The 20,195-nt window shown below is 44.5% G+C and carries 16 protein-coding genes; 15 read left to right on the plus strand and 1 reads right to left on the minus strand.

Annotation, left to right across the window (positions count from 1 at the left end):
* The 15 genes from BN6465_RS12795 to BN6465_RS12865 all read left to right on the plus strand — a co-directional run bounded on the left by BN6465_RS12795 (position 1) and on the right by BN6465_RS12865 (position 18,128).
* Positions 1-3,297: a phage tail protein gene (locus BN6465_RS12795; protein ID WP_066735882.1), complete on the plus strand. Its 3,297-nt coding sequence runs from the start codon at positions 1-3 to the stop codon at positions 3,295-3,297.
* A 17-nt stretch (positions 3,298-3,314) separates the two neighbouring features.
* Positions 3,315-5,771, plus strand: a complete 2,457-nt coding sequence (locus tag BN6465_RS20805; RefSeq protein ID WP_066735883.1) for a hypothetical protein — start codon at positions 3,315-3,317, stop codon at positions 5,769-5,771.
* A 15-nt stretch (positions 5,772-5,786) separates the two neighbouring features.
* Complete coding sequence (locus BN6465_RS12805; RefSeq protein WP_066735884.1) at positions 5,787-8,375, plus strand: discoidin domain-containing protein; 2,589 nt, start codon at positions 5,787-5,789, stop codon at positions 8,373-8,375.
* A 21-nt stretch (positions 8,376-8,396) separates the two neighbouring features.
* Positions 8,397-10,352: a fibronectin type III domain-containing protein gene (locus tag BN6465_RS12810; RefSeq protein WP_066735885.1), complete on the plus strand. Its 1,956-nt coding sequence runs from the start codon at positions 8,397-8,399 to the stop codon at positions 10,350-10,352.
* A gap of 28 nt (positions 10,353-10,380) precedes the next feature.
* Positions 10,381-10,938, plus strand: coding sequence for a phage baseplate protein (locus BN6465_RS12815; RefSeq protein WP_066735887.1), 558 nt, complete (start codon positions 10,381-10,383; stop codon positions 10,936-10,938).
* Positions 10,939-11,020: 82 nt separating this feature from the next.
* Positions 11,021-11,239: a hypothetical protein gene (locus BN6465_RS12820; protein WP_066735889.1), complete on the plus strand. Its 219-nt coding sequence runs from the start codon at positions 11,021-11,023 to the stop codon at positions 11,237-11,239.
* A gap of 310 nt (positions 11,240-11,549) precedes the next feature.
* Positions 11,550-12,101, plus strand: coding sequence for a hypothetical protein (locus BN6465_RS12825; protein ID WP_066735890.1), 552 nt, complete (start codon positions 11,550-11,552; stop codon positions 12,099-12,101).
* 62 nt (positions 12,102-12,163) lie between these two features.
* Positions 12,164-12,694, plus strand: a complete 531-nt coding sequence (locus BN6465_RS12830) for a hypothetical protein (protein WP_066735892.1) — start codon at positions 12,164-12,166, stop codon at positions 12,692-12,694.
* Between the two features lie 49 nt (positions 12,695-12,743).
* Positions 12,744-13,175, plus strand: coding sequence for a hypothetical protein (locus BN6465_RS12835; protein WP_066735894.1), 432 nt, complete (start codon positions 12,744-12,746; stop codon positions 13,173-13,175).
* A gap of 325 nt (positions 13,176-13,500) precedes the next feature.
* Positions 13,501-13,998, plus strand: coding sequence for a hypothetical protein (locus BN6465_RS12840; protein ID WP_066735896.1), 498 nt, complete (start codon positions 13,501-13,503; stop codon positions 13,996-13,998).
* Positions 13,999-14,492: 494 nt separating this feature from the next.
* Positions 14,493-14,960, plus strand: a complete 468-nt coding sequence (locus BN6465_RS12845; protein WP_066735898.1) for a hypothetical protein — start codon at positions 14,493-14,495, stop codon at positions 14,958-14,960.
* A gap of 312 nt (positions 14,961-15,272) precedes the next feature.
* The gene (locus BN6465_RS12850; protein WP_066735900.1) at positions 15,273-15,770 is read left to right on the plus strand and encodes a hypothetical protein; all 498 of its coding nucleotides are present in this window, start codon (positions 15,273-15,275) and stop codon (positions 15,768-15,770) included.
* A 47-nt stretch (positions 15,771-15,817) separates the two neighbouring features.
* On the plus strand, positions 15,818-16,390 hold the full coding sequence (locus tag BN6465_RS12855) for a hypothetical protein (RefSeq protein WP_066735901.1): 573 nt from the start codon (positions 15,818-15,820) through the stop codon (positions 16,388-16,390).
* 66 nt (positions 16,391-16,456) lie between these two features.
* On the plus strand, positions 16,457-17,068 hold the full coding sequence (locus BN6465_RS12860; RefSeq protein ID WP_066735903.1) for a hypothetical protein: 612 nt from the start codon (positions 16,457-16,459) through the stop codon (positions 17,066-17,068).
* 10 nt (positions 17,069-17,078) lie between these two features.
* Positions 17,079-18,128, plus strand: coding sequence for an N-acetylmuramoyl-L-alanine amidase (locus BN6465_RS12865; protein WP_066735905.1), 1,050 nt, complete (start codon positions 17,079-17,081; stop codon positions 18,126-18,128).
* A 274-nt stretch (positions 18,129-18,402) separates the two neighbouring features.
* Here the strand turns inward: BN6465_RS12865 and aspS are convergent, their stop codons facing one another.
* Positions 18,403-20,184, minus strand: coding sequence for an aspartate--tRNA ligase (gene aspS, locus BN6465_RS12870; protein ID WP_066735907.1), 1,782 nt, complete (start codon positions 20,182-20,184; stop codon positions 18,403-18,405).
* Positions 20,185-20,195 lie beyond the last annotated feature (11 nt).

Raw genomic sequence — 20,195 nt, forward strand, 5'->3', positions numbered from 1 at the left:
ATGAACATCGCTTTTGACGCTTACCAGAACATGGACCCCTCTCATATCCTTCTCGCTTCACCCGGCGGCAAACTGCTTACCACTCTAAACGGTATCCAGCCGGACTCTGTCTCCTTAAAGCTGCAGCTAAATAATACCTGCGAGCTCTCCTTCACGGTGGAGCGCTACATTTCCATCGAGGGAACGGTCACGGAGTCCAACGGCTACCGGCTGTTAGATGAAAAGATGAAGCTCTATGTGGAAGGTATCGGCTGGTTCATTATGAAGACACCGTCCATTTCAAATGACGGAACTTGTGAGACGAAATCGGTCGAAGCCGAATCTGCGGAAATCGAATGGGTGGATAAGAATCTCAAAGGCTTCAAGGTGAACTGCGGCACAACTGACTCCGCAGAAATGCTGATTCCCGGAAATGTAGAACAGGTGGACAGCGTCGAATTTGCCCGCCGCCAGATTCAGTTCTGCGACAAGGAGGAACCGGAGTTCAGCCTGCTTCATATTGCCATGAAAACCGCCGGACTCACCGGCTGGTCCATCGGTTATGTGGATGATATACCTAAGGTTTATACGGCTTATGAGGACGGTGTGCAGAAGGAGAAAGCGGTACAGCTCAAGGATGAAATCGGAGTGTTCGACGTAAGCTCCTCCGGTCTTTATTCCTTCTTCACACAGGATTTAGCCAAGTTCTTCGAATGTATCTTCCTCTTTGACATCGAGAACTACGCGGTCAATGTCTACCGTGCCGAACATCTAGGAAAAGATACCAATGTCACTATTTCTTTCCGCAATTTCCAGAATTCCAACGAGATTTCCTGCTCCAACTCCGAAGATATCTGTACCTGCTGCTATGTATCCGGCGGCGATAATCTGGGCATCGAGCAGGTGAACTTCGGCTGGAACTATATTGAGGACAAATCTTACTTCCTCAACACCCGCTATTTAAGTCCTTCCCTCATCGCTAAATATAACGAGTGGAAGCAGTACACCGAATCACGCCGCTATGAATATATCGACCTCACCCGGCAGTACAACCAGCAGCTGGATATTATGACCGAGCTCACCGACCGTGTCCCACTGGACGACTGCTCCACGGAGTGGAATAAGTTCAGTGACGAGAAGCTGCTTGCGGCCCGGGATAATTACACCGCGCAAAAGGCCGGATATGAGTCCTTCTATGTGGATGAGAACGGCAATTTTGACGAGGCAAAGCTTGCGGCCTCTGATGACGCTGACACCTATTATCAGGTGCGTGATGTCATCTTACCCAACATTGAAATTGAATTGTCCAACCGCAGCCTGCCTTCTTCTGTAGGAAAACAAGATTACGTCAGCACCTATCTCACGGACTGGAAGCTCTACGGTACCGCCGAACTGTCCGTCAAGCTTGAGATGTACCAGAATCAGAAAGAAGTCTGCGAATCCGGCCACTATGACCTTCCTTATGAGGAATATGAAGCCCTCTCCGGAGATACAGATAATGTTGAGGCAGCCCAGCAGTACCCGCCCCACACCCGGGATATGCACGAAGAAATGCACGCCCAATACCAAGACGCCCTGCTTCAGCTCGACGAGACCATCTCCGGCTCCTGTGCAGAAGCCTATGCCATGCGTATGCTGGAATACGGAGAGGCCGAGCGGCTTATGGAACAGATTTTCGAGAAACGGGCTACGCTGGTAGAGGAGGTAACAAAAGAGACATGGCAGATAGAAGGGATTGCCCCCTTTACCGTTCAGGAGCTGGACGAACTCTCTCGTCTGGACAGCTTTACTGATTATGTCAATGACAACATGTTTCTCACAGACAGTGACGATTCCATCACCGCGCTGGACGAACGCCTCCGCCTGTTGGACGCGGCCAAAGCTGACTTAGAGACCCTCTGCCGCCCCCAGTACCAGTATGACACCTCGCTGGAGCATTTTATCAGTGACTATGCCTACCGGGAATTGACCCGCAGCCTTCAGCTCGGAGACTTCCTCTATCTGGAAGCGCAGGAAGGTTATTTTGTCAAGCTTCGCCTGATTTCCATCTCCTATAATCCCCTGTCACCGGAAGGCAGTCTAAACCTCGGCTTCTCCAACATGCTGCGAACCGCCTCCAAACGCTACGACACCACCTACCTTCTGGACATGCGGGGCTACTCCGGGCGGAACCAGATATCCGGGACACCGGGCAGCTCTCTGCGGCAGGAGGACGGTATCACCCTGCTTCCCGGTCTTTTGGAGAAGATACTAGCCTCCTCCCAGTATACCAACAACGTAGAACACGCCGTCAGCCAGCATTTCCAGAGCATCATCGGACAGCTCGTGGTGGCCAAGGGGCTGGAGGCGGAAATGATAAAAGCCACCGACCTCACTGCAGACAACGGCTTCTTCCAGTATCTCCAATCCGCCCTCATCGCGGCTGATAAGATTGTGGCCGACAGCGGTGAGTTCAAGCAACTAAGCGCTCTTGTGGCTGCGGTGGATTCCCTGCTTGCGGGCAATGTATCGGCAGAGTTAGGACACATCATCAGCCTGACCGCCCAGAATGTCCGCATCGATGAGGCGGTAATCCGCGATTTGATTGCGGCCCAGATTACCGTGGGCATGTTGAAGGCCGGGGACATTTCTGCCGACAGCTTCCATATCGCCTCCGACGACGGCGGCCTCCAGATTGCAGGAAACACGATGCAGTTCAAGGACGCCGGCGGAACCGTCCGCATACAGATAGGACGTGACGCCCACGACCAGTTCACCTTCTGCCTCTACGACGAGAGCGGAAAAGGCGTGCTGATAGATTCACAGGGCGTGAAGGCGTCCGCCCTCTCCGACGGCCTGATCAAGAATGAAATGCTGGCCGGTGGAATCACCAAGGATAAGCTCTCCTTCCACACTGTGGAGACCGACGAAAACGGCAAGGTCAACTCCAGCCAAATCGTGATAAACGGACAGGGGCTGGATATGAAGTTTACTTCCATTGAACAGACGGTACACAATCTTGACGATAAGATTGAAAGTAATCTCCCCTTCCGTCTGGAGCTGTTCAGTTCCGGCGGAAATGTATTTACAAACGGAAAGATTGACTCTTATCTCACCGTCACCCTGTACCGTGGTAATGAAGAAGTCACAAGCCAGTACCCGGACTCCTGCTTTATCTGGACCCGCCACAGCGGCGATGCCGAGCTGGACGCCTACTGGAATTCCCAGCACTTGAATGGCACAAAAGCGCTGCATATCACAAACGAAGATTTATATAAAAAGGCACAATTTCGATGCTGCTTCTGGCTGGACAACGAAATTGCCGCACAGACAACTTAATTTAGGAGGATATGTAAATGGCAATAAAAGCTAGTAACCAGATTACAATTATTGATATCGACGACGTGGGGAGGCTGGGAGTCTATCTGACCAGCAGCCTTCCCCTGTCAGCGATCTATGACCCCAACACCGATACCTACGCCCCCAGCTGGGCGGCCACCAATCTGAAGGTGACTCCCGTACTATACCTCAATGACAAGGCGCTGTCCCTCACCGCTCCCGGTGTATCCATCTCTTGGAAACGGAGAGAGGGGGCAGACTCTGAGGGAAACCTGACTGCGGGAGAATCGGTGGCCGGTGGAATCCTGACGGTGAGCCAGAACAAGCTGAGTACCGTGAGCAGCCGCCTTCTGAGCTACCTATGTTATGTGACCTACACCGACCCCGATACCGATGTGACCGTCAACGCCCAGAGCGTGCTCTCCTACTCCCTCCTACAGAACGCCAACGAGCTGCACTATATTTCTATAGACGGTGGAAATGTATTTCTATATGACTCCGCCGGAAACCTGACCGGAGATTCTCAGCTTACGCTCACAGCAAACCCGGTAAATGTCACAATCAGCCAATGGCAGTACCGCAAAGCTGACGGCGCCTTTGAAGCTTACCCGGCCACCTCCGACAACGCTACGGTCAGCGGCAATACCTTACATATCAAACCGTCCCACGCCGTATTTTTCCACGATACGGCAGTCATCAGGGTACTTACCGATGACGTGGATGTCTACGATACCGTCACAATCACCAAACTGCGGGACGGGGCCCATGCCGTGGCAGGCGCCCTCACCAACGACGCACACACACTGTACGCCAACAGTTCCGGCACCGTTTCCTCCTATGCAGGCGCGGCCTCCACTCTGGCAATCTACGAGAACGGCAGCGACATCACCAATACATTTACCGTCACCACCACCCCCTCCTCCGGCATCACCGGTACACAGTCCAGCGACAAAAAGACTTATACCGTCACAGGAATGACCGTGGACAACGGATACGTGGATTTCACGGCTGTCCGCAGCGGCTACGCTTCCATCACAAAATGCTTCGTTCTTACACGCGTCAAGGCCGGAACCAACGGCGCGGCGGCCCGGACTTATTTTATCGAGACTGATACTTTGGTACTGAATAAAAATGTTAACAATGTATTTACCCCGTCTAAAGTCACCTTCCAATCCTTCTACCGGGACGGAACGAGCGCCGCCCGCAGCGCTTACAGCGGACGTTTTAAAATCGAAGAGTCTACAGACGGCTCTGCCTATACCGTCAAATACATCTCCACGGCCAACGAGGCCTCCAAAGAGTACACCCCTTCCGCCGCCAACATTGCGGCCATCCGCTGTACACTCTATGCGGCCGGAGGCACGACAACCGCTCTCGACACCCAGACTGTCCTGATTACAAGCGACGGCAGAACCGGGGCGGCGGGAGCAGGCGGCAGCTCTGTAATCGTCGGCAATGAAAGTCAGGTCATCCCTTGCAGCAGCGCCGGGAATGCCCTCTCTGCCACAGACATCGTTATCCCCTTTGCCGGATATAAGGGCACGGTAAAGGTTCCCTGCTCTGTGGCTGTGGGCGCCCTCCCCACCGGAATGACCGTAAAAAGCAACACCGGCAGTACCACAGCCGCCGACGGCTCTCTTGTTCTGACCGTTGCCTCCGGCGCCTCTCTGGGCTCCGCCGACACGATGAGCGGAACTGTAGATTTGACCTTCACCTGCAACGGCACTACGGTTGTGAAAAAGTTTACTTGGACGAAATCAAAAGCCGCGGTAAACGGCACAAACGGAGTCAACGCGGTACTCTTCCAGATTACCTCCCCGGCAGGAAATATTATTTTCAATTCCTCAAACAATGTCTCTCTGGAGACGGTCATGTACTCCGGGACATCCACGGTCACCCCCTCTTCCTTTGTCTGGAAAAAATACGCCAGCGGTTCTTGGGCGTCCATCAGCGGGCAGACTGCCTCAAAGCTTACCGTCACTCCCGACATGGTGGACGGTTATGCCAGTTTCTCCTGTACGGCCGTCTACGGCGGAAAGAGCTATACCGCCTATGCTACCGTCATAGATAAGCAGGACAATTATGCAGTCGAATGTATCAGCACCATGGGCCTGCAGATTAAGAATGGACAAGGTTACGGCGTCATTTATTACCGCTTGTTCCAAGGCGGCACCGAGGTAGACGCCCTGAAGTCCACTAACTTCCTCACCGCCGCTCCGGCCAATCCGGCAAACGGCGACTTTTATTATGCCGTAAACCGCACGGCCAAAACAGTAACACTGAAAAAATACAACGGCACAACTTGGGCAGACGCAGCTGCCTCCGACCTTCCAAAAGAGACCTACCACACCTACAGGCTGGATAAGAATTCCCTTCCACTTGACGGCGGCGAAGTCTGGAAGACCGGAAAAGCCATCTATATAGACGGCTCTGACATCGATGAAAAATGCACCTTTGTCGTTGAAGTTGAGTAAAGGAGTGACAAACGCTTGAAAACATCAAACCAAATAACCATCACGAACGTGCTGGACGGCGCCGACGGCTCCAATGCCAGACTCTACATGCTGGAGCCCTCCACGCTTGTCATCAAAAAAAGCAGCGATAACCGGCTCTCCCCTGCCGCCGTCACCTTTTCCGCCTATTACCGTGACGGTACTGGCACGGAGCGCACCGCCTACTCCGGGCGTTTCCTCATCGCCGAATCCATAGACGGTACGAACTTCACAAACAAATACACCTCCTCTGCCGACGAGGCCGCCAAGACCTACACACCGTCTGCGGCCTCCAAGGCCTTAAAGTGCACGCTCTACGCCGGCGGCGGGACCTCCCGTGCACTGGACGTACAGACTGTCGTCATCCTGACGGATATTGACAATCTGGAAATCAGCGGGCGCAACCTGCTGCAGGGAAGCGGCACTTCCTCCGAAATTATCGGAACCGGAGCCGCCAATACCGTGGGATGCCAGTATGATCTGACCGTGCCCTCCTCTGCCATTCAAGGGAAACAGACTGTCTTCGCCTGTGAATGGGCCTATGAAGGCAACACCCCCGCCGGGACATTTTACTGGCAGACCGTGGGCACAACAAATGCCTCGGTCACCTCTCCGGTGACCATCGCTTCCGGCAACGTGTCCGGGCAGATACAGCAGACATTTACGCCCGCTGCCTCCGGCAGCTTTACCGCACTCCGTGTGCGGACTGACGGAGTGAAAGGAAAGCTTGTTATCCGCAATCCAAGACTCTATCTGGGGATGAAAGATATCGGGTGGACACCGGCGCCAGAGGATTTTGACGCGGCGGTGGGAGCGGTGACAAGCAGTGTCAGCTCCTTAGAGACAAAAGTGAACCAAAACACAAAGGAAATAACTACTAAAATCACCCAGAGTGATATGACAACTGCTATCAATAATTATGATGGTTCCAAAATTAGTGCCATACGGGAACAAGTGAGCTCCACGACAGAAAGTATCAAAGGAATAAATACTAGTGTTGGATTACTGGAGACTAAAGTAGAAGAAAAAGCTGACGGCTCCACAGTCAAACAAATTCAAAAAGATTTCACCGATTTTGTACAAAATGAAAAAGAATTTCGTACATCTGTCGCTTCCACTTATGCCACAAATAATTCATTGAATAATTATCCAACGACAGCGCAGATGAAATCTGAAATCGACCAAAAAGCTGATACAATAACTAGTTCGGTTAAAGAAGAAATAGATGGTGTCGTGGCTAATGCCACCGATCTTAAACAAACGGTGGATACTATTTCCGGAACTGTGACCTCCATAGACGGCAGAGTCGGAGACTTGGAGGTGACTGCCGGTAAGATAACTGCGGAGCTGAGTGACGCAAATGGTAATATTACTAGTCTGAAATCTGAAGTTGGCAAAATTACCACTACGGTTACCAGCAATGGAGAAAATATAAGTAACTTGCAGCAAACGGCAAAAGAACTCTCTTCCACTGTCACATTAAAAAAGGATATTGACTTAAATAATATCCGTTATGTCCGTGACTGGTTAAAAAGAAGCTCTGCTAATGAGGAAAACCGCTGGGTCAACTGTCAAATCTGGGGACACAATGAGGACTATGCTGAGGGGCTAACTCCGGCTGGTTATGCCAATTTTGAATCCCCAGCCGCAATCGGTGTGTCCAATCCCGGTAACTATACCGCTAAATCCTCTCTTGAAGACAATAATCACAAAACTCAATATTCCGTCATCAATTCTTCCGACTGGTGCTGCTTACAGCTTGACTTAGGCGAAATCAAAAAAGTAGATTACATAATAATATGGCATTATTTTGCTGATGAACGTCAATGTGAGCACAAACTTCAAGTATCTCGTGACGGCAAAAGCTGGTACACTCTTTATGACAGCACGTCTCAAGGCCGTTATGTTGAATCTGTGGATGGCAAGGTCTATATTTTAAATGATACTTATATTGTCGACAGCTTTTCAAATATTACTCAGGATTTCAACGGTATTAAAACATTGGTCTCTAACACTGGAACGGCTATAAAAACTTGGGATGAAGCAGTCAAAGAACTAGCCGAAAAAGCAAACAATAATACAGAAAAGTTAAGCGATATGGAAGCTTATAAAACGGAAACCAACACGAGTATAGGAGCACTAACTGAAAAATATACAAGCATAGAATCAGACCTTAAATCTATTCACTCCACTGTACAGAGTTTTGATGAAAATTATGCCAGCAAAACTGAAGTGTCACAGTCTGAGACAGAATGGAAAGTCCGACTCTCTCAAATAGGTCTATACGACGAAAGCGATATCGTTCAACAGGAAACTAATTTTACTGTTTCCTCAAAAGGAGCAGTCCTCAGCAATGGTAAGGACCAAGAAATTTGTCTGGTGGCTAACGACGAAGAAACCGGATTGTTTGGAAAATATAACGACAAAATAATTTTTCAAGTAACTCAAGACTTAACTATAGCCGAACGATTTCAGGCCAAAAATGGTATGGACTGTCTGACTATAAAATTGGTACCCAAGACCTACACAAAAGATGGCAAAACCCTCGGAGCATTGATGCATGTAAAGTCCGGTGGTACATCATAAACATAAAGGAAGGTGATAATCATGGCAGGAACAACAAGTGGTTCCTTTTCAGTAAATGCCACATATACCACAAGTGGCAATATCGGAGACTATGTAACTTTTTCATGGAACAGAACAGGGTATTCTAGTAACACACCTTGTTACAGTGATATTAGCTGGAGCCTAGTGCTACATTCTAATGGCGCCGGATATATTAGTTCAAGCGCCTCTAAAAGCTGGAGCGTCACAATTAACGGCTCCACATACTCAGGCACGAACACTATAGGAATTGGAAATAACACTTCTAAAACCTTAGCTAGCGGTTCAACAAGAATTAATCACAATGATGATGGTACAAAAACTTTCAGCGTGTCTTTTAGTCAGGCGTTTAACATCAATTTTAACGGATGGGTCGGCACAATCTCCGGCTCTAAGAGCTTTGAGATTCTGACTATCCCCAGATATGCAAATTTTAATGGCATGCCAGCAATCACAGACATCACACAGACGTCTTTGAATTTGAGCTGGTCAGCAAACGCAACCTGCAGTTATGTTAATTATTATCTCAACGGTGAAGTTGTTAATACTGAGCACAATATCAGCAGCACCTCCCACAGCTTTACATTTACCAACTTGTCACCAAATACAACTTACACTTTGAGCGTAAGAATTTGGCGTAAAGACTCTAATCTTTATACAACATCCTCAAACATCAGTATCACAACTTTACCCATATCTTCTCTTGTAACGCAAGATACCTTCTCTTTGAATATCGGTGACAATTTGTCTCTATCATTTCAAAATGAAGACAAAAATGCCTCTACACTGAAATTAAGTGTGGAGGATGATTCAGGCTCTTGGATTACCATTAATTCCGCTCAGGTAACCGTACCAATCAATGAAGCCACTTATTTATGGCATCTTTCTTCGTATGCCACTACCTTATATGAACACTGTACTACGAAAAACGAGATGAATTTCCGAATATCATGTGGTGTTACTTTAAATGGAAAATACTATGAAAACATCTATAGTGGTATCATGCATGTCACAAATGCTAATCCGTCCTTCAATGCATTTACTCTGGCAAATACGAACACCACAATAACCAATCTCCTTGGCGTTACGACCTCCACCATACAGAACATGGGAAACTTCCGGGTACAAATCCCCTCTGCCAGCAAAGCCATCGCACAAAAAAGCGCTTCAATTGTAAAATACATTGCTTATCTCATACCTAAAGGTGCCACAAATGTAGTCAAAACTGCTGAAGCCGTATATTCATCTACTTCTCAAGTTAACATAGATATCGGAACTTACTCAACAGCAGGTACCTATCAAATTTGTGTATTTGCAGTTGACTCACGTCAAAATGTCTCCTCTACAATAGCAAAAGACTGCATTATTATTCCTTACCATGCTCCAGTTACCAATATTAATATTTATAGGATGAATGGTTTTGAAAAAGAAATATTTTTAGAACTGTACTCACAATACTCTCGTCTGGCTATCGGCTCTACAGACAAAAATTCTCTTGTATCTATCATGTACCGGTATGCTGAGGTGGGTACTTCACTTCCCTCATCCTGGAAGTCAATAACAGATTATTCATCTGGTATAACAAGTGTCAATGCAACAGATTCAAAACTCACTTATATTAGAAACACTTTGTCTAACTATTTTATTAAAGACTTATCTATTGAAAAATCTTATAATTTTGAATTCAAAATTACAGATAAAGTAGACTCTGTCATTTACTCTATGACCGTAGAACAAGGAATTCCAATACTGGGTGAATTTGATGACGGGCATATTACAATCGGAATGTCGCCGGAACTGGACAACAGTGCAAAATTACAGGTAGCCAGCGATATTCTTGTCACAGACACAGACGGCACAAAACGCATGCTTCTTGAAACATTAAAAAATTTTATGATTTCAAGTGATACAGAACCAACAAACCAGATAGTAGGAGGGATTTGGAATAAAACCTCTTAACTTATGAATAAAAGAAAGGACTAAACAGATGGCTATTTTACAGGGAAAAGAAATTTTAAACCCTTTCATCCACAAAGCAGGCGGTTATGTCAAGTCCCTGCTCTCTTCTAATCATGTAGAAATGAATGACGGCAATACCTTACAGAATGCCATGGATCATATGTTAGACAAAATTTATCCTGTTAGCAGTATTTATCTAAGTATCAACGCTGCTAATCCTAATACTTATTTAGGTGGCACATGGGTTGCTTGGGGCGGCGGACGAGTACCTGTAGGTGTGGATACGTCCCAAGCAGAATTCAGTACTGTCCAGAAAACGGGCGGTTCAAAAACTCATAAGTTAACGTCAAATGAAATGCCTAGCCATTATGGCCATGTTCCTTCTGACGGGGAACAATGGAATGTCGGTAACACAGCACGATATATGGACATTGCAAAGTTAACCGCTTACGGTTCTAGCGGAAGAGGATGGAGTATCTTCGCCGGGAATGAAGTCATTCCCGGCGGAGTAAACAGGGGCGGGAATGCAGCTCATAATAATCTTCAGCCATATATAACTTGCTATATGTGGCTTAGGACTGCCTGATTAGAGTATAGAAATTACACAATAATTAAATGAACTAACCTAAAATGGGAAATGAAACATCTAGAAGGAAGAGGAACTAAAAATGGCTGTTTTGACCGGAAAAAATGTATTAAAACCATATATTAAAAAAACAACTGGTTACATAAAATCTTTATTGTCATCCCAACATGTAGAAATGGACAATGGCAAGACTTTACAATTTACAATTGATGAAATTTCTAACATTTTAACCAACAAATTCTCATATAAACAAATAGGTAATACCGTATTGAAATTTGAAAGCGGCGTACTTATGCAATAGGGTGCTGTAACTTTAGGCAAAGCAAGTTCTGCCGGAGGTATTGCTACTTCTACAGTTACTCTGGTAACTCCTTTTTGCAATAACCAATATCATATATTTCTCTCTCCTTACAATAATGGTAATGTTACAAATTCATATTGGGCCGGGGATGGCGGTGGTAATGACGCTAGAACAACCAACAGTTTTCAAGTAGACTGTAAAAATCAAAGTACTATTATTTGAAATCAAATTTGTCTACTTCGCTATTGGAAGTTGGAAATAATACCTTATCCCATATTAATTAATCACTCGAAAGGAGGAGCCTTGAAATATGGCTATTATAGCAGGCAAAGAAATTCTAAGACCATATATTAAAAAGACGGCTGGATACATAAAGTCACTCATCTCTTCTCAACATGTAGAAATGAGTAATGGTACGACATTACAATCTACTATTGATAAAATTAACAACAATTTATCTTATGAGTCGGGTCAGATCGTAATGTCTGGAACTCCTGTTGGATGTACCGCTACCATTCTTGAATCCAATAGTCTCTATGTTAAAATAGGAAAATTAGTATTTTTCAATGCAGAATTAACAATTGGAAACAATGGTACCAATCCAAATCTTACTGTTTCCATACCGTGTCTACCGTACAATACTAAAGTACATTCTACCTTTTCCGCTGGATACCAAAATTGTGTTGTTAAAGCAAACGGAAGTGATAATAATACAGTATTGAAGGCTGGAGCATATGGGAATGGTAAAAATGTTTACCTTTCCTATTCAAGCGGCGGACGTGTTTGGACTGCATCACAAAAAGATATCATATCGGGCAGCGGAGCTATTTTGATAAGTGGATTTTATATCACAGACGAATAATACATCGATAGTCCAAGCAATATTATAATTTCATATACAAAACAAAAAGGGGGGGACATAAAATGTCCATTATAGCAGGAACAGAAATTGTAAAGCCATATGTAAAAAAAGCAGCCGGATATATTAAATCGCTATTATCCGCTCAACATGTGGCGATGAATAATGGAATGACACTACAATCCACTGTTGATGAGATAAATAATAATTTGTCCTTTTCTTATATTAAATCATCATATAGAACAGCTCTTTGGAAAGAATCTGGTACTGTACCTTTTGTTTTATCGGAAAAACAAGGAAATTGTTTTTCATTAGATTCCTCTGGGCAAGTTATTATTGGTGATAACGTCTCTGCAGTCAGAGTTTATGCGAGCGTTGGCTGCGGCAGTGGTACTAATAACAGAGCATGGGCATATTTAGTCCATAATAATACCGAAATAGATAACGGATTGGAATATGGGAATTACGCAATAATTAAATTAACTAATATAATATCAGTTAAAAAAAATGACAAAATAAGTATCACTTTTTATGAAACAAGAGGAATTTGTATTGACGGGTTATCTTGTAATTTAATTGTAGAAAAAATTTATTAAAACATAATAAAACGAGAAGTGAAACATCTAGAAAGAAGAGGCGCTAAAAATGGCTATTTTGACCGGAAAAAATGTATTTAAACCATATATTAAAAAAACAACCGGATACATAAAATCTCTATTATCTTCTCAACATGTGGAAATGAAGGGTGGAAAAACATTACAGACTGCTGTCGATGAGATAAATAATAATTTAATTAGTATAAATAGCAATTTGCAGACCATGCTAAAATGTGCTGTACATAGCGATACTTACACAGTTGGTGGCAAATCTATTCGGAAGATTGACATTAGCAGCAAAATCCCCCGCACAGTTGAATATGTAGCTGGATGGACCGCCGTTAGAACAGACAACCCATCATTGTACACAGCGACACTCAGTACATTCGGTGACATCACTGAACTTATCGTTACTAACAGCGACACCAATAACAAGGATATTAGCCTTGTTGTTTATGTGTTATACAAAGACAAACTATAGTTTTGTATTATTAAGAACTGTCATAAACATATAATACCCAGTCATCTCCACTCCGCTCTCTTTTTTGATTTGCGTAAACTTGGTTCCCACTCTCAAATTGATTACACATCGCAGATTAGAATATATTGCACAAGGAATAAGTATACACACTGGTGCCACCGAACAATTATTATACACTTGTAACATTGAAAGAAACTCCGTATTAAAAGGATATTTATATTATGCCTTATCAAATTAATGAATGGGATTTTCTACTTTTATGATGAATGATATAAATAAAACTTCATGTTTTAGAAATTAACATTTGAAATGGGGTGATTGATATATGTCTATATTGACTGAAAAACAAATATTGAAGCCATATATTAAAAAGGCAACCGGATACATAAAATCTTTATTATCTGCTCAGCATGTTGAAATGAATAATGGTATAACATTACAATCCACGGTTGACCAGATAAATAATAATTTAACTTTATTAAATAGCAATTTAGGTGCCGGGGGAATCGTGGAATCCGGCAACGGTTACGTGCGTTATAGAGATGGCACACAACTATGCTGGACAGCCAAGAGCGCAACATACAATTACAGCACAGCATACGGTTCCGTATATCACACCGGAATTCAATACTTCGAGTTTGCAAAGGCATTCATCACCAGACCTTCAATAACCGCTTCTGCCGGTTCCGCCGGCCTAACATATGTGGCGAGTATACGAGTATCCAGTGACTGGAAATCTGTAGGATTAATATTCTGCAACCCTGCAAGCACGTCAGGGTTGTTAACTGATATCAGCATTATAGCGGTCGGCCGCTGGAAGTAATTTATAGCTTACTCAACGTACCATTCGGCACAAGAAACAATGTATCCTCCGCACTGTACTTGGATATTCGTGCCTTTGAAGAACCCTACTTTCCCTGTGGATGGAGTTATGACACGAAATAGTCCCCGGTCTGTCCACGGAATACAGCAACCGCTTGGACATAGGAATCTGGTCTGTCAGATGTAGTAAGGTTGGCTATAGCTCCGTCAACAGACGATACACCATTCATTATTTGGAGGATGCGATGATTACCGCATCGGGTCAGCTTGGCACCGTTTCCCAAGTCTATAATATCGAGAACTAAATTGCTATTTAACTCTCTAATTAATTTAAATTTCAGAATTTATAATATATTCTCATTAAAAATATATATTCACTTTAAGCATATAAAATATGACAATACAATAAAACCTCCGAGTTTATATACCTGACCGTTGGAAATAGATTAAACTTTAATTCTTAGAAAGTAACATTTGAAATGAGGTGATTCAAATTTGTCCATATTGACTGGAAAACAAGTACTAAAGCCATACATCAAAAAAGCAACTGGATACATAAAATCTTTATTGTCCTCTCAACATGTGGAAATGAATGATGGAAAAACATTGCAATCCGCTGTTGATGAAATAAATAATAATCTAAATGCTATGTCTTATGAGAGGTTAAGCATAGGCAAATGGCTATTAAAAAAATATAGTGACGGTAGTTGTGAGATGAGGGCAACTTTTGAGTACATTGACGCAAGCACAGACTATGTGCAGCATATAGAAATGCTCCCGATACAACTGATTTGGAAGCAAAATGCTTTTCTGAATTCAACTGGGCAAGGAGGATATGCTAAAAATGTTTCGCCTTATGATAATACCTCTTTGATGGACAGGGTCAACATTACTTATCGTAATTCGTCTTCTAATTCAATAAAAAGTCAAATTGTTGTATATGTATATGGACATTGGAAATGATGCATAACTGTAGTTTGTATTTTACGATTCTGAATATGTAAGATGTAGCCTGAATTGTTGTGCGTAGCATATATGCTGCTGGGACAATGCCCATTGCGTAGCCAGCAGGGCGGCTACCAGATACTCCAAAGAGGAATGTAACCCCGCCTGTTGCACAATTATAAAATCCTTTACCGCCCTCAAGAGTAGCACTTGAAGAAACTCAACATTAATAAAATTCTTACATCCTAAAATAACAAGAATACATAATCGTTGGAAATAGGTTAAACTACAAGTTTTAAAAATTAACATTTGAAATGAGGTGATTTAAATTTGTCCATATTAACTGGAAAACAAGTATTAAAACCGTATATCAAAAAAACAACCGGATACATAAAATCTCTATTATCCGCTCAGCATGTTGAAATGAATAACGGCATAACATTACAATCTGCTGTTGATGAGATAAATAATAATTTGACTACTTTAAATTCTTATGATCTAAATGTCCCTGTGGTTATTGGATATCGTAACAATAAGCCAGTGTATAAACTTATAAAACAGTTTCCTTCCACAACTTATAATTTAAGCATTAACGGAGAAATAAAAATCAGCATACCAGAAATAGTAGGTAAACAGCTAATAGGATATACTTCAAATCTATTTGCTAGTTACGGTTGTTACATGCTTCCGTATGCTTCTGCCCCCAATAGATATCCCACTACATTAGTTCGTCATTTATACACAACTGCCGACGCATATGCCAGTTATCATAACAATGGAGAAAACTGGGCAAATTGGACGCTCGAAATTGTAATATATTATGTGTAGACAACAAAGATAGGAAGTAAAACATCTAGAAAGACGAGGAACTCCAAATGGCAGTTTTGGCCGAAAAACAAGTATTAAAACCATATATCAAAAAAGCAGCTGGATACATAAAATCCTTATTATCCGCTCAGCATGTAGAAATGAATAACGGTATAACATTACAGTCCGCTGTTGATGAGATTCATAATAACTTATATGAAACAAAAAAGAAAATGAGCGTTTTAAGTATAGACACTCAGACAACAATTACTCACCCAACTGCTTGGGGAATTACAATAGTACCCTTTAGAGAAGAAACCATAAATACGGATACTTCTCTTTTCACCTTTGATACTGCCTTACATGGTATTGTTATAAACAAAAATGCCGCCATTAAAATTAATGGTTATTTCTTTTCGCTTGATAACGGACTCTATACTATGCCTACGATTAATGGAAGCTATGCTCGAACTTATGCGTCAGGAGTAAATGATACTTATCTAGGTGGATACACGGCAACATTTGAAGTGTATGCTAAAGTGTCTAAAAATGATAAAATACAACTTGGTTTTGGCAAAAAGCAATCTATAACAACATCAATTTATGGGCAATTATGTGTAGAACTTATTGAGGCTTTATAAGTTCCACGGTATATAGTATCACTTGAATTATTATTTCTCTCCCACTAAATGAAAGGATCAATTCCCATGATAAACAACGACACTAATCTTCTTCTCTCCATGTTGGAAGGTCACGATGCAGTGGAAGTGGCCACCGTCCTTCTCTGCATCCTCATCCTTACTGTCATGGTCTGGAAGATAAAACAAAAAATTAACCAATATCTCACCTCCCGTCTCCAACACATGGAGGAGGAAGCACAGGAAAAGCAAAAGCTCTTCTCTTTAATAGAAAAATGTGAAAACCGCATTACTGAACTGGAGAACAGGCAGGCCATAGACTCCAGTCAATCTGACATTTACATTCAGACGCTGAAAGAATCTATAGAAAATCTATCCAAGCAAGTCACACAAATCAGTCAAAAGCTCGATTCCACCAATCTGGAACTTCTCAATCAAAAAAAGGAATCCAACGAAACAAAGGTAAACGAACTGCGGGACCGGCTTCTGCAAGGTTACCGCTACTACACATGCGCTTCCACCAATCCGTCCCGCACATGGAATGAGATGGAGGCAGACGCATTCTGGAAGATGTTCCGGGATTATGAAAACAGGGGTGGAAATGGTTACATGCACACAGATGTGGAGCCTGCAATGAGAAAACTGCCTATAACGAAACTATTTGACGAAGCCAAAGAATAAGGAGGTCATTATGGCATCATATAACATACACGCAGGGCATTGCCCACAAGGAAACGGCGCTTCCGGAGCGGTCGGTATTTTAAAAGAATCTGTCGAAGACCGTCTGGTCAAAGACGAGGTAATCCGCCTATTGAGGAATGAAGGACATACCGTCTACGATTGTACCGTCAATTACAACACAACTCAGACAGGCTGTCTCAGAGGTATCGTCAACATGTGTAACCAACATACGGTAGCACTTGATGTAAGCATACACTTGAACAGCGGCCGGAACGATTATTCTGGTGATGGGAGTACAGGCGGAACTGAAGTGTTCAACTATGACACCCGCACAAAAGCTATTTCAGACCGTATCTGCCACAATATCAGTTCCACCCTCGGCATCCGCAACCGTGGCACCAAATATTCCAAAAATCTCTATGTACTAAATAGTACTAAAAATCTTGCTATTCTTATTGAATGTTGCTTTGTTGACGACAAAGACGATACAGACAGATGGGATTATCGAAAATGCGCACAGGCTATTGTAGAGGGAATCTTAGGGCGCACCATTTCCCCCTCCTCCTCTTCATCTAACACTTCCGTAAGCGCTCCAACTATTTCTTCCAATTCTGGCACTTCATCCGAAATTCAAGTAAAATATCAGGCTTACGCAAACGGCAGATGGTGGGCTGATATTACCAATTACAATACTAGCAATTCCGACGGATATGCAGGCGTCATCGGGGTGCCCATTATGGCTCTTCGCGCGAACACAGTGGGTAAACCGGAAGTTTGCGGTTATCTCGAATATCGGGCACACAGCCTGAACGGCGGATGGTTCAACTGGCAGCGCGATCGGCAAAAGGACTCCGCCGGTGAAAACTTTGCGGGTAACTGCCGCACAAAGCTAGATGGACTACAGATGCGTCTCATTTCCTGCCCCGGACATGATGTACACTACCGTGTCCATACAATAGGAAAAGGCTGGCTCCCATGGGTGACCGGATACGGCAGCGGAGCCGACGGATATGCCGGTTGGTATGGATATCCCATAGACGCAGTTCAAATTTATGTGTAATGGGGACAGGTCCCAACGCGTTGGGACCTGTCCCCCTCTACAATTCCAAAAATATTCCGACTACTCAACTCTTCCTCTCTCCCTGCAGCTTTCCTCTACACATTGTGTGCATCCCTCGGAGGTTTTTTGTCACAAAAAATCTCCAGCCACATCATCGTGGCCGGAGACGAATTATATAACATCCTATGTTTTGAATTGTCTGAATATTCCCAGATTTGTCGACGGGGACGGGTCCCAATGCATCGGGGACTGTCCCCAATGCGTCCCCAACGAGTTATTCTGATAATTCTAACCCTAATTCTTCTAATTGTTTTACATCTACCGCGCTCGGTGCCTCTGTCATCAAGTCGGAGGCATCTTTCACTTTCGGGAATGCAATCACGTCTCTGATGCTGTCTTCTTTTGCCATCAGCATGACCATGCGGTCCAGACCGTAAGCGAGTCCTGCGTGTGGCGGTACTCCGTACTTGAATGCCCTGAGGAGGAAACCGAACTGTTCTTCTGCCTGCTCCGGCGTGAAGCCCAGCACCTCGAACATCTTATTCTGAATTTCCTGATTGAAGATTCGCACGCTGCCCCCGCCGATTTCGTTTCCGTTCAGCACGATATCGTAAGCCTTTGCACGCACCCTTCCCGGGTCGGTATCGATATACTGCAGGTCTTCTTCCATCGGCATGGTAAATGGATGATGCATCGCGGTGAAACGGTTCTGCTCATCGTTCCACTCGAGAAGTGGGAATTCTGTTACCCACAGGAACTTGTACTCGCTCTTATCGAGCAGCTCCATCTGGCGTGCCAGCTCGAGGCGGAGATTCCCGAGGACATCCCAAACCACCTTATTCTTATCGGCCGCGAAGAGAAGTAAATCCCCGTTCTCGCCGCCCATCGCCTGAATAAGCGCGCTCATCTCTTCCTCTTTCATGAACTTCGCGAAGGAGGATTTCACGGTACCGTCTTCTTGAATCGCGATGTACGCAAGTCCTTTCGCGCCGAAATCCTTGGCAAAATCTACCAGCTTGTCAATCTTCTTTCGAGGCATTGCTCCCTGTCCTTTTGCGTTGATTCCACGGACGGACCCCCCATTTTCAACAGCGCCCTTGAACACGACGAACTCGCAGTCTTTGACTGTCTCCGTCACGTCCACAAGCTCCATTCCGAAGCGGGTATCTGGCTTATCGGAACCGTATCTGTCCATGGCCTCCTGCCATGTCATCCTCGGAATCGGAAGGGACACTTCCTCCCCAAGAATCTCCTTGAACACCTTAGCCAGCAGTCTTTCATTGACATCGATGACATCATCCACATCCACGAAGGACAGCTCCATATCAATCTGCGTAAATTCCGGCTGGCGGTCCGCCCGAAGATCCTCGTCGCGGAAGCATTTTACTATCTGGAAATAACGGTCATACCCGGAGCACATCAATAACTGCTTAAATATCTGCGGTGACTGGGGCAATGCATAAAAATTGCCCGGATGCACACGGCTCGGCACCAGATAATCTCTGGCCCCCTCCGGGGTGCTCTTTATCAAAAACGGAGTCTCAATCTCAAGAAATCCTTCTTCCGCAAGGAACTGACGTGTCAGCGTCGCCACCTGACTCCTCATAATCAAGTTACGCTGCAAGTCCGGCCTTCTCAAATCAAGAAAACGGTATTTCAGGCGAAGCTCCTCTTTTGTCTTAGAATTCTCCTCAATCGGGAACGGCGGCGTCTCTGACTCAGACAAAATCCGCAACTCCTCCGGCTTGATTTCCACAGCGCCGGTAGCCAGATTTTCATTTACCGCACCGGAACGTGCCTCCACCGTTCCTACCACAGCCACGACAAACTCACTTCTGAGCTTCGCCGCCTTGGCAAGCATCTCATTATCTGTACTTTCCTCTTCAAACACAACCTGAATCAACCCGGAACGGTCGCGCACATCTACAAAGATAAGCCCTCCCTTGTTCCGGTTCTTCTGTACCCATCCCATAATCGTCACTTTTTCACCGATATTCTTCTCGGAAATCTCCGCACAACGGTGCGTACGCTTCAAGCCCAGCATCAATTCTGCCATTCTTCTCTCCT

Origin of the sequence: Bariatricus massiliensis (assembly GCF_900086725.1) — a bacterium.
In the GTDB taxonomy this organism is placed as follows: Bacteria; Bacillota; Clostridia; order Lachnospirales; family Lachnospiraceae; genus Allocoprococcus; species Allocoprococcus massiliensis.

Bases quoted from the DNA above. Each gene is read 5' to 3' on its own strand.
- BN6465_RS12810 (WP_066735885.1), top strand. From the start codon at position 8,397: ATGGCAGGAACAACAAGTGGTTCCTTTTCAGTAAATGCCACATATACC.
- BN6465_RS12840 (WP_066735896.1), top strand. From the start codon at position 13,501: ATGTCTATATTGACTGAAAAACAAATATTGAAGCCATATATTAAAAAG.
- BN6465_RS12820 (WP_066735889.1), top strand. From the start codon at position 11,021: ATGGCTGTTTTGACCGGAAAAAATGTATTAAAACCATATATTAAAAAA.
- BN6465_RS12830 (WP_066735892.1), top strand. From the start codon at position 12,164: ATGTCCATTATAGCAGGAACAGAAATTGTAAAGCCATATGTAAAAAAA.
- BN6465_RS12825 (WP_066735890.1), top strand. From the start codon at position 11,550: ATGGCTATTATAGCAGGCAAAGAAATTCTAAGACCATATATTAAAAAG.
- BN6465_RS12860 (WP_066735903.1), top strand. From the start codon at position 16,457: ATGATAAACAACGACACTAATCTTCTTCTCTCCATGTTGGAAGGTCAC.
- BN6465_RS12815 (WP_066735887.1), top strand. From the start codon at position 10,381: ATGGCTATTTTACAGGGAAAAGAAATTTTAAACCCTTTCATCCACAAA.
- BN6465_RS20805 (WP_066735883.1), top strand. From the start codon at position 3,315: ATGGCAATAAAAGCTAGTAACCAGATTACAATTATTGATATCGACGAC.
- aspS (WP_066735907.1), bottom strand. From the start codon at position 20,184: ATGGCAGAATTGATGCTGGGCTTGAAGCGTACGCACCGTTGTGCGGAG.
- BN6465_RS12835 (WP_066735894.1), top strand. From the start codon at position 12,744: ATGGCTATTTTGACCGGAAAAAATGTATTTAAACCATATATTAAAAAA.
- BN6465_RS12855 (WP_066735901.1), top strand. From the start codon at position 15,818: ATGGCAGTTTTGGCCGAAAAACAAGTATTAAAACCATATATCAAAAAA.
- BN6465_RS12795 (WP_066735882.1), top strand. From the start codon at position 1: ATGAACATCGCTTTTGACGCTTACCAGAACATGGACCCCTCTCATATC.
- BN6465_RS12865 (WP_066735905.1), top strand. From the start codon at position 17,079: ATGGCATCATATAACATACACGCAGGGCATTGCCCACAAGGAAACGGC.